A 1,343-nucleotide genomic window follows, 5' to 3' on the forward strand; every position below is an offset into this window, starting at 1 on the left:
GGTGGTGCGTTGGTTTCGACGCAGCGGACGTATGCGGTGCCGGGTGGTGCGGTCATGCGGTACGCGTACGGCACGGATCCGGATCAGTTGGTCGCGTTGGCGTCGGATCATCAGGGCAGTGCGTATGCCGAGGTCGCGCTGAACGATACGAACGCGGTGCGTATCCGTAAGCAGGATCCGTTCGGGAACCAGCGTGGTGCGGGCACGGTCGGTGTCAATGTCCAGTCCCATACGGGGTTCCTGGGTGCGACGCGGGATGATTCCTCCGGTTACCAGCCCTTGGGCGCGCGTCTGTATGACCCGGTGGTCGGGCGGTTCCTGTCGGCGGACCCGGTGCTGGATCTGAACGACGTCCTGCAGTCCAACGGTTACTCCTACGCCCACAACAACCCCGTGACGATGTCCGACCCGACGGGTCTGGCGATCAGCCTCAGCGGGTCGGAACGCGCGGCGGCGCTGGCCGGGGCGGGTCTGTCGGCGGCGCAGGTCGCGCAGGCCCAGTCGATGATGGGCAAGTCGCTGTCGTCGGTGATCCTGGCGGTGGCGTGGGAGACGCTGAAGGACTTCATCGGTATCAATGACGCGATGGCGTGTTTCGGCGGGGACATGTGGTCCTGCGGGAGCCTGATCATCGGTGCGATTCCCTGGGCGAAGCTGGGGAAGATCCCGTCGGTGCTGAAGGCCGTGAACCGCACGATCAAGGCCATCGAGTCGTTCCGTGCGGCGAAGAAGGCGGCGCAACTCGTCCTCAAGGCGGCGAAGGCGGCCGAGACGGCCGCTTTGCAGGCCAAGAAGGCGGCGATCGAGAAGGCCAAGAAGGCAGCCGCGCAGAAAATCAAGAAGGCGGCCGAACAGGCGAAGAGAACCGCCGACAAGGCGGTCGCGCAGACCAAGAAGACCGGTAACGGCGCGCAGAAGCAGGCCCAGGCGAAGGCGGCCCCGAAGGTCTCCACCGCGAAGGCCTCCTCCGGCGGCGGTGGTGCGGGCAAGGGCAGCGGTGCCAAGCCCGGCGGGAACTCCGGCGGCACCTCCCGCAGCAGCGGTGGCACGAGCGGCAGCAGCGGCTCCGGCAAAGTTGACAGCGGCGACGGAGGCGGCGGCGGGGGTGGTTCCTGCTCGGTTGCCGACAACAGCTTCGTGCCCGGCACGAAGGTCCTGATGGCCGACGGCACCACCAAGCCGATCGAACAGGTCAAGACCGGCGACCAGGTCATCGCGACCGACCCCGAGACCGGCGAGAGCCGGGTCGAGACGGTCACCGCGGAGATCACGGGCGAGGGCCTCAAACACCTCGTCAAGGTCACCATCGACACCGACGGCGACCACGGCACGGAAACCGCCCA

At 67.3% G+C, this 1,343-nt stretch carries 1 protein-coding gene; it reads left to right on the forward strand.

Translation table 11 applies throughout. The features are described from left to right. A partial coding sequence (locus ACIBAE_RS29630) for an RHS repeat-associated core domain-containing protein (protein ID WP_399291484.1) occupies nucleotides 1–1,343 on the forward strand: 1,343 nt, incomplete at both ends.

The organism is Streptomyces sp. NPDC051569 (assembly GCF_044454085.1).
GTDB lineage: Bacteria > Actinomycetota > Actinomycetes > Streptomycetales > Streptomycetaceae > Streptomyces.